Annotated in this window: 7 protein-coding genes; 3 read left to right on the top strand and 4 right to left on the bottom strand. The window is 67.6% G+C overall.

The genetic code is table 11. From position 1 onward, the window contains the following. Nucleotides 1–172: 172 nt before the first annotated feature. From OOT08_RS00995 to OOT08_RS00980, 4 genes are all read right to left on the bottom strand, one after another. The gene (locus OOT08_RS00995; RefSeq protein ID WP_325090724.1) at nt 173–1423 is read right to left on the bottom strand and encodes an Nramp family divalent metal transporter; all 1251 of its coding nucleotides are present in this window, start codon (nt 1421–1423) and stop codon (nt 173–175) included. An 86-nt stretch (nt 1424–1509) separates the two neighbouring features. After that, the gene (locus OOT08_RS00990; protein WP_325090723.1) at nt 1510–2163 is read right to left on the bottom strand and encodes a DUF2017 family protein; all 654 of its coding nucleotides are present in this window, start codon (nt 2161–2163) and stop codon (nt 1510–1512) included. Then, entirely contained in the window at nt 2163–2474 is a 312-nt protein-coding gene (gene clpS / locus OOT08_RS00985) for an ATP-dependent Clp protease adapter ClpS (protein WP_325090722.1), read from the bottom strand. The genes OOT08_RS00990 and clpS overlap by 1 nt, the downstream gene beginning before the upstream one ends. Then, the gene (locus tag OOT08_RS00980; protein ID WP_325090721.1) at nt 2474–2821 is read right to left on the bottom strand and encodes a metallopeptidase family protein; all 348 of its coding nucleotides are present in this window, start codon (nt 2819–2821) and stop codon (nt 2474–2476) included. Before OOT08_RS00980 ends, clpS begins: the two co-directional genes overlap by 1 nt. A gap of 385 nt (nt 2822–3206) precedes the next feature. On the opposite strand from OOT08_RS00980, the gene OOT08_RS00975 reads away from it, so the two are divergent. The 3 genes from OOT08_RS00975 to OOT08_RS00965 form a co-directional block, all read left to right on the top strand. Continuing rightward, complete coding sequence (locus OOT08_RS00975) at nt 3207–5306, top strand: Calx-beta domain-containing protein (protein ID WP_325090720.1); 2100 nt, start codon at nt 3207–3209, stop codon at nt 5304–5306. A gap of 97 nt (nt 5307–5403) precedes the next feature. Further along, on the top strand, nt 5404–7755 hold the full coding sequence (locus tag OOT08_RS00970; RefSeq protein WP_325090719.1) for a Calx-beta domain-containing protein: 2352 nt from the start codon (nt 5404–5406) through the stop codon (nt 7753–7755). Nucleotides 7756–7924: 169 nt separating this feature from the next. After that, a partial coding sequence (locus OOT08_RS00965; protein ID WP_325090718.1) for a Calx-beta domain-containing protein occupies nt 7925–9867 on the top strand: 1943 nt, incomplete at its 3' end.

Here is a 9867-nt window from a genome sequence, read left to right as displayed (position 1 = left end):
CAGTCCCGCGTTCGCCCCGCCTTCTTCCAGGGCAAGGTGCTCTCGATCGCCGCGGACGGCGATGAGGACGCCTTCGTGCCCACCCCCTAGGCGCAACCAGAAACGGGCCGTCATCCATCAGGATGGCGGCCCGTTTTTGTTTCCTCGGCAGCGGGGGGCTGCCCGGGCGGCGCTAGGCCTGTCCGGTCCAGGTGAGGCCGATGAGCAGCAGGTTCAGCGCGACGATTAACCCGACGACGATCCAGGTCGCGGTGCGCAGGGGGAGCCGGTTCCGGAACGGGCCCATGAGCGCGCGGTCCTCGGTCAGCCGGGCCAGGGGGATCAGCGCGAACGGGATGCCCACCGAGAGGAGCACCTGGCTGAGCACGAGCGCCCAGGTCGGATCGATGTCCGTGGCGAGCAGGATGAGCGCGGGGATGAGCGTGATGGCGCGGCGCGCGATCATCGGGATGCGCACGCGCAGGAGGCCCGACATAATCGTGGCGCCCGCGTAGCAGCCGACCGAGGTCGAGGCGAGCCCGGAGGCCAGGAGGCCGAGGGCGAAGATGACGCCGATGGTGGGGCCGAGGGCGGAGGTGATGGCCGCGTGTGCGCCCTCGATCGTGTCGGTGCCCGCCACCCCGGGCAGGCTCGCGGCGGCCAGCAGGAGCATGGCGACGTTGACCCCGCCCGCGAGGATCAGCGAGAGCGTCACGTCCCAGCGCGTCGCGGAGAGCAGGCGCTTCAGGTGGCTCGGGCTGTGTCCGGAGCCGTGCCGGTCCCGCGCCAGCGCGGAGTGCAGGTAGATCGCGTGGGGCATGACGGTTGCCCCGAGCATGCCCGCGGACAACAGGATCGTCTGTGCCCCCTCGAAGCGGGGCACGAGCCCGGCGAGCATCCCGGCGCCGTCGAGCGGGCTGAAGAACAGGCCCGCCAGGAAGCCGACCGTGATGACCCCGAGCAGGCCCAACACGACGAATTCGAAGGGGCGCTGGCCGCGCGCCGACTGCACCTGCAACAGCAGCATCGAGATGATGCCGACGATGAGCCCGCCGAGGGGGAGCGGCACCCCGAAGAGCAGGTAGAGCGCCAGCGCGCCCCCGATCACCTCGGCGACGTCGGTGGCCGCGGCGACGAGTTCCGCCTGCAGCCAGAACAGCCGCCGGGGCCAGGTGCGCAGCCGACCGCCGAGCACCTCGGGCAGGCTCTGGCCGGTGACGAGTCCGAGCTTCGCGGAGAGGTACTGCACGATGACCGCCATCGCGTTCGCGGCGACGAGCACCCAGAGAAGCAGGTAGCCGTACTCGGCCCCGGCGGTGAGGTTCGCGGCGACGTTGCCGGGGTCGACGTAGGCGATCGCGGCGACGAAGGCTGGGCCGAGCAGCCCCAGGCGTCCCGCGCGCCGATTCGGGGATCGCTCAGGAACTTCGACTTGCAGGGACATGAAGTTAGTGTAGACGAACTTCAGTGATGAGCGCTACGAAGAGCGCGCCGAGGCGTGGTCCCGCCCCCTCCCGGATCCGGTGGGTGCTAGAGCGCCTCGGGGTCGGAATCCTCGACCACCGCGGACTCGAACTGGAGCACGGACTCGATGATCGCGGCGAGCCAGTCGTAGACCAGGACCGTGCTGCGCGCCTCAGGGTCGTCCTCCAGACGCTCGTGGTCCTCGTCGGAGTCGAGGCCGAGGCGGGCCGCGAGGGCCAGGCGCACCGCGGTGAGCGTGCGCACCCAGGCCTCGAGCGAGGCCTCGGTGATCGTCACCTTGACCGGGAGGGCATCCTCGTCCGCCATGATGCGCTGGCCGTCGATCGTGCCGTCCGGGTCCTCGCGAAGCGGCTCCCGGGAGGCCCGGTCGGGGGCCTCTGCGCTGAGCGCGGCGGAGACGACCGTCGCATCCTGGAGTTTCCGGTTGAGCAGGCCCTGCTCGGTAAAGCGGCGGTACTCGGAGGCTTCCACAGCGTCCTCGTAGGCGTCGGGGAAGAGGCGCGCGAGCGCGGGGTCCTCGGGCGGGGTGCTGCTGCCGCCCACCTCCAGGCTGGCGAGCAGGGGATCGGGGTCGAGCTCGGTGCTGCTGTGCGACTGGAGGAGTTCGAGCACCTGGCCGACGAGGCTGTCGATCAGGGCGGCCTCGTCGGGGTGCAGCTCGAGGGTGAGGCGTCCGGCGTACCCGGCGAGGATGCGCATTACTCGCCCCGCTCGCGGAGGGTCGCCCACAGGCCGTAGGCGTGCATCGCCTCGACGTGCAGCTCCATCGCCGAGCGGGAGCCCTCGGCGACGACCGCGTTGCCCTCGGTGTGCACGAGGAGCATGAGCTGATCGGCCCGCTCGCGGGTCATGCCGAAGTGGCTGCGGAACACGTAGCTCACGTAGCTCATGAGGTTGACGGGGTCGTCCCAGACGACGGTCTCCCAAGCGCGCTGCTCGCGGCTCGCGGGAGTCAGCTCCTGGGCCTGCTCGGTGTCCGTGCGGACGCCGTCAATGACGGTGCTCACCATTAGCCCCACCCCAGCTCGTGCAGGCGGGCCTCATCGACCCCGTAGAAGTGCGCAATCTCGTGAACCAGCGTCACGTGGATCTCGTGGACGAGATCGTCGTGGTCCGCGCAGTGGTGCAGGAGGTTTTTCCGGAACAGGATGATGCGGTCGGGCTGCTCCCCGAAGCCGTAAGCGCCGCGCTCGGTCATGGCAAAGCCGTCGTACATGCCGAGCAAATCGGAGCCGTCCTCTGGCTCGTCCTCGACGACGAAGATCACGTTGTCGAGCCCGGCGAGCATTCGCTCGTCCAGGCGGTCCAGGCCCTCGGAGACCAGGGCCTCAAAGTCCTCGTGCGACAGCTCTTCCATACCCTCAGCCTACACAGGGGCGCCCGTGGAGGAGCCGAAGTTCAGCGTGCCGTGGCGAATTGGCGCGCAGCCCCGCTGGTGAGTCTGCGCGAGCAACGAATCCGTGACTCTTTACCGCGTGATTGATACATTAGGCGCGTGCCCGCATTGCTGCGGGCGCTGAACTGGGGGGTTTATGCGTCATGGTGTGATTTCAGGTTTGGCCGGAGCGTCAGCGACGGCCCTGCTGATCGGACTCGGAGTGGGGACTCCTGGCGCTTGGGCCAACGAGGCGGTCCCAGCGGAGCTCCCAGCTCACTGCTCACTGGACTGGGAGCCCCCTGCCCCTGGTGAAGACATCGGCACGGTCTATCGCGTGACCGAGCCGACGGGTGAGTATGACGACGTGGGATCACTCGAATGGGCCGCTGACCAAGCCTACGAGGACGGCGGTGATTCCACGATCGTGATTGCCTCGGGGGTGGATGTGATCCAGGAATATGGTCTCTCGACTCATGGGTCCCTCGTGATCCGCGCTGAGGGCGTCTCCGCTGGTGAGCGAGCAACGATCACGTTGCTGGAAGATGAGGTCCTCTTCCAATTTGATGGCGGTGACGAAGAAAACGCGTTTGTGCTGCTGGACGGCCTCGACCTGCGCTACGCCGGGGAGGATCCGTATCGGGCCTCCGGGATTGATACCGGCTACGACGTATGCATGACTGTGCTTCGCGACGTTTCCATTGTCGGTTTTCCCGACGTTGCCGTGCACCTCGAATCAAGCTGGGCCGACGCGGTGCGTTTCATTCGAGTCGTGCTTGCCGAGAACGGATTCGGGGAGAATCAGCCAGCGGGAGCCTTCACGATGGGCGGCGAGGGTGCTGGGGGCCGCGTGCTCATTGAAGACTCCGTGTTCCGGGATAATGTCAGCCCGGGGATCGCCATCGATGGGGAAGATAACTTCCAAGATGATCAGGGGATTCACATTTCCCGAACACTCTTCCAGGGCAACGGGGCGGGAAGCGAGAGCATGTCTGGTGGAGCCATCTCCGCACCGTGGATACACATGGACACCGAATTTCAGGGACCGATCCTGACCGTGACGGACTCAGTCTTCATCGACAACATCGGAAACTTGGCGGGAGGGATTGCGTTTGCTCGCGCGTACACCAGCGAGGATCATCAGATTCGGGAGCTCGTGCGCATTAGCGGCTCCACGTTCCAGGGCAACGCGGTCACCGAGCCGGTCCGGGCCGATGATCCTGCTGGGGCAACGGCGATCGTCATCGACGGCGATGGAACAGCGCCCCAGAACACCTTTCGGGCTCTCAACCTTATGAATTCCACGGTCGAGGGGCCTCCGGGTACATCGCTGCCGGGGATTTCGATGTCCGGTATCGCCGGTGCATTGTCTATTCAGCACAGCACCCTCGTGAACGCCGGTATCGGCGTGCTGGGTGCAGATTATGCAGCCACAGCCGTAGAACTGCGGAATTCCGTGTTGGAGAACGGTGTTGAACAACCCCTCCGTGTGACGGAAGGCGAAGGGGATCCCGAGGAACCCGCTTCCCTAACGATTACGGAAGAACATATGGCGTATACGGTCGCCCCAGAGGCGATCGAGCCGGGTCCAGGACGGGTGCTCGTTTCCGATATCGCGGGGTTGCAGCTCGGCGATCTCGCCGCGCAGGAACCCTGTCAGGGCTGCCTGGGGCTCCCGGTCCGGATCCCCGAGCAGGATTCCCCGCTGGTGGACGCCGCCCAGCCGAGCGAACTGGCAACGGACCAGCTGGGGACGGCCCGCCCGCAGGGCCCCGCCGCGGACATTGGCGCGGTCGAGGTGCCGGTGATCGCGGGGCAGGTTGCTCTGCTGGAGGATGTGACCGTGTCCGAGGGCGAGGACGCCGTGTTCACGGTGACGCGCTCGGGTGGTTCGGACGGGGAAGCCTCCGTGCTGGTCAGCACCTCGGATGGCAGCGCGGTCGCGGGGGAGGACTACACCGCGACGAGTGTGAGGCTGAGCTGGGCCGCGGGCGAGGACGGCCCGAAGACGGTGTCGGTGCCGACGCTGACGGATGCGCTTATTGAGCCGGAGCAGACGTTCACGGTGTCGCTGAGCGAGCCGAGCGAGGGGCTCGCCCTGGGGGAGCCCTCGACGGTGTCGGGGACGATCCTGGACGCGACGGTGCCCGGCGCGGACGGTGACGCGGATTCCGACGGAGACAGTGACGCGGACGCGGACGCGGACGGTGCCGGGGACGGAGCCGCCGATGCCGCCGCCAGCGACGCGGATGCGGCCACCGACGCGGATGCCGCCGGTGACGGGGGCACGGACGCCACGGATGGCGGCACGGCCACCGCGAAGCCGGGCACGGACCCGCTCGCGAACACCGGATCGAATGGTGGCGGTGGGCTGTTCCTTGCGGCTCTCGGGCTCCTGCTCGGTGGGCTGGTGGTGTTGTTGCGCCGGGTCTTCGCCGGACAAGCATCGCGCTCGAGTGAGCTGTGAGGTGCCTCGTCCGTGACCTTCGGTCTTCGGGACATCGCCGAGACCGCTTGATTGCTGTACCAATAACCTGCGTCGAGCAGGGCTGAACTGGGGGTTTATGCATCACCGGAAGAATCGTTCTGTCGCCGGGGTCCTGTCCGCGGCTCTCGTCATGGGGCTCAGCGTGACGCTGGCCCCGACGGCTGTCTGGGCCGAGGACGAACCTTTTCCTGAGTTTTGTGCACCGACGGATGAGTTCCCGGTGCTCGGGCAAACCGTCGGGGAGCTCTACACCGTGACGCACGGCGTGGATGATGAGAGTCCGGGGTCGTTCCGATCGGCCCTGGCCGCAGCCGATGACAGCCCGGGAACGGACACCATCGAAATCGCGGCTGGGGTCACCGTGGTGCTTGAGGAGTACCTTTCGGTCACTTCGGGCCTCATCATTCGCCCGGCGGATTGGGCGAGCGGCGGTCGCGCGGCGGTGCACGTCATGAACGACGGCGTGGATTTTTGGGTCTCGGCCGTCGGGGGGTCCAGCTGGAACCCGAGGTCTGAAATCTTCGTGCTTGACCAGGTCGACTTTACCTACCTCGGGACGAGCGAAAGGGATGAGTTTCTAGGGCTGGAGAGTTCCCTGTGCGCTTCCGCGGTTCGAGACTCCACCTTCTCGCAGTTTGCCGGAACCGTTCTCTATCAAGAACAGAGCTCAGAATCACGGTTTCATTTCCTGAACAGCGTGATCGACGGAGCGAACGCTCCGGAGGCGGAACGCCTACAGCCCGCGATGGAGTTTGCGTCGGAAGGAACCCGCGGGAGCATGCTGATCCAGGATTCTCGCATCGTCAATAACGCCGGAGGCGGTGTCAGCTTTAGCGAAGAATATGACATTACGTACCCCCAGACCATCCGCGTGATCCGCTCGACCTTCGAAAACAATGGGACGACGGACGACGACTGGCAGCCCGGCGGGGCGTTCTATATCAGTGGGATGTATTTCTCTGAGCTTGAGGAAGGCTCGGAAGCCTTGGAATTTCCGATCGTTCTCATCGAGGATTCGGTGTTCCGCGGCAACCGCGGGGGAGGCGCCGGCGGCGTCAGCATCGGCGAGATTGACACCTATGGCTGGGAGGGGCCGGAGCTCGGCACCGTGGTGTCGATTGAGGGGTCCTCCTTTGTGGATAACAGCCACCTTCGGCTGTACGAGGATGACGATGGTGTTTCACGAGCCCGACACGTTGCCATAGGCTCGGAAACCGCAGACCCTGACGAGAACGATCCCCTCGTGGCCCGGTTGCTCAGCATTGAGAACTCGACGTTTGAGAGCACCGAGGCGGCGGGCGGCGAACCGGCTCCCGGCATCATGATCTCGTCCAGCCAGGGGCCGGTCACGATCGACCACAGCACCCTGATCGGCACCGGGGTCTTTGTGCAGCCGAGGGTGTTCCCACAAACGGTTGAGTTGAACAACTCCTTGATCGACGGCGGTGCTGAGCCCGCCCTGGAGATCGGCGTCGGACCCAACCTGCCCGAGGTGACCGTCGAGGAACAGCACATGGCCTACGTCGGCGAGCCGTCCGGCATTCCTGCCGGAGACGGCCGACTGGTGTTCCCGAACCTGGCTGACGCGAAACTCCAGGCTCTGGCCGAGGTGCCGCCCGCACGCGGTGGCCCGGCGTTGCCCGTGCGGGTGCCCGGTGAGGGGTCGCCGCTGATCGATGCGGCCGCCGCGAGCGAGATCGCTCAGGATCAGCTGGGTACGGCTCGTCCGCAGGGGCCGGGGGCAGCACCGCTCCCGGATATCGGGGCGATCGAGATTCCCTACGATGCGGGGCAGGTGGCGTTGCTGGAGGATGTGACCGTGTCCGAGGGCGAGGACGCCGTGTTCACGGTGACGCGCTCGGGTGGTTCGGACGGGGAAGCCTCCGTGCTGGTCAGCACCGCGGATGGCACCGCGGTCGCGGGGCAGGACTACACCGCGACAAGTGCGAGGCTGAGCTGGGCCGCGGGCGAGGACGGGCCGAAGACGGTGTCGGTGCCGACGCTGACCGATAGCACCGTTGAGGACGCTGAGACGTTCACGGTGTCGCTCAGCGAGCCGACGGATGGGCTCGTGCTCGGGGAGCCGGTGACGGTGACCGGGACGATCCTGGACACGACGGTGCCGGGCACGGACGGCGACGCGGACGCTGATGCGGAGGCGGACGCAGACGGTGCCGTGGCCAGCGACGCGGATGCTCAGACGGACGCGGACGCGGCCACCGACGCGGATTCCACAGGAGACGGGGGCACGGACGCCACAGACGCCACGGACGGCGGCACGGCCACCCCGAAGCCGGGCACGGACCCGCTCGCGAACACGGGCTCCGGCTCCGGGGCGTTGACGGGCGGGCTGCTCGCGGCCGGGGCGCTCCTGCTCGGCGGCCTGGCGCTCGCCGGGCGGCGGGCGCGGGCGCTGCGTTCACGGTAGGCACGTCCCGCGGGCGGCTCGTCGCCGCCCGCGGTGGGGCCTGCCGCGTCGCTCTCCGCGCGCGGGGTCTGCCGTCCGCGGCCGTGATGCCGTCCCGGCACGGAACCGGCCAAGACACTGAACATTGCTGAGGAACACGCCGCCGTTGTGCGGAGAACAGGGGAGAGACATGAAGCGGCACCGGATTCGACACTCGTGGGTCATGCTGCCCGTGGGCGCTCTTGTGCTCGGGCTCACCTGGGCGGGGCCGGGGGCGTGGGCGCAGCCCGAGGAGCGCTCCGGCTGCGAGCCACAGCCGACGCTGCCCGAGCCCGGGGTGACCGTCGGGGAACTGTTCTCCGTGACCCGGGCCGAGGACGACGGCGCTGAGGGGTCGCTGAGCTGGGCCATCCGGCAGGCGAACGATTCCCTGGGGGTCGACACGGTTGAGATTCAGCGTGACCTCGACGTGCGGGTCACCTCCGAACTGTCGATCTGGGAGGGGGTCGTCCTCCGCGCCGCCGGGGTCGCCGAGGGCGGACGGGCTACTCTCACGGTGGACACCGACAACTTTGCGGAAGTAGCACCGAACGCGGAACGCGACCTGTTTGTGTTTGACGGCTTGCACATCCAAAACGTGAGCGATGGGGACCAAACGTACGGCCTCAGCACAAGCCAACTGTGCCTGCTGGGCATCCGGGACACCACGTTCCAGAACTTCAGTTCCTACGCCGTGTCCGCCGCGATTTCGGAGGGGGGCCAGCTCGTCGTGCAGCGCAGCTCCTTCCTGGACAATGGCTCGGAAGCGGGTGGCTCGGATGATGCGGCCTTCGTGTTGGAGGATGAGGGCACGCGCGGACAGTATCTCGTGGAAGACAGCGTGTTTCGCAATAACGCGAGCGGCGGCTTCGCCGTGGGCGAGATCTATGAGGCCTCGGGCGAGGACTCCATCCTGATCAGCCGGAGTCTCTTCGAGGGGAATGGGCCCGGCCGCTGGGACAACGTGGGGGGAGCCCTGCAGGTACGCGGGTTTTACCTCACCCAGCCGGTGTCCGGCTCCGCTCCGCTCCTCCGGGTTGCTGACTCGGTGTTTCGGGACAACGCGGGCGGGCAGACGGGCGGAATCAGCGTCGGACACACCGAGAGCTCCGGCGACGGAACGAGTGTGATTCCCGAGCTGATTGACGTCAGTGGCAGCACATTCAGCGGGAACCGTTCGACCCAGGCGGAGGCGGCAAGTGAGGAGGGCAACCCCCTGGCCGCGCACATCTCCGTTGGCGGAGTGGAACGCTACGGGGATGGTCCGGCCGTTGGCTCCGCGCTCCGCGTGGAGAACTCGACGTTCCAAGGGGACAGCGACGAGTCTCCCGAGGACGGGTTGCCCGCGATCGCCGTCGCGGACGGCATCGGCGCGGTGGCGCTCTCGCACAGCACGGTGGTCGGCGGTGGCCTCAGCGTGCACACCGGCAGCTCCGACGAGCGGGAGCTCCTGCTGGAGCACTCGCTCATTGCCAACGGAGCGGCTGATCCCGTTGAGATCGTGAGCGAGCAGGCCCGGGTTCGCGAAGCCTTCATGGCCTACGTCGTGGCCCCGACGGCGGTGCCGGCTGCGTCCGGACGGCAGGTGCGTCCCTTCGGCGAGTATGGTCTGCACGCACTCGCGGACGCCGCGTCAGCGCAGCACAGCCTCCCGATGCCCGTGCGGGTGCCCGGGGACGGTTCCCCGCTGGTCGACGCCGCCCTGGGCAGCGCACTCGCGGTGGACCAGCTGGGGACGGCCCGCCCGCAGGGCCCCGCCGCGGACATTGGCGCGGTCGAGGTGCCGGTGATTGCGGGGCAGGTTGCGTTACTGGAGGACGTGACCGTGTCCGAGGGTGAGGACGCCGTGTTCACGGTGACGCGGTCCGCGGGCAGCCATGTTCCCGCCTCGGTGACGGTGAGTACCGCGGATGGCAGCGCGGTCGCGGGGGAGGATTACACCGCGACGAGTGTGAGGCTGAGCTGGGCCGCGGGCGAGGAAGGGCCGAAGACGGTGTCGGTGCCGACGCTGACGGATGCGCTTATTGAGCCGGAGCAGACCTTCACGGTGTCGCTCAGTGAGCCGAGCGAGGGGCTCGCCCTGGGGGAGCCCTC

It is taken from the genome of Leucobacter sp. M11, assembly GCF_035726885.1.
Lineage (GTDB): Bacteria > Actinomycetota > Actinomycetes > Actinomycetales > Microbacteriaceae > JAPFRB01.
This window is presented reverse-complemented; position numbering and strand designations above follow the sequence as displayed.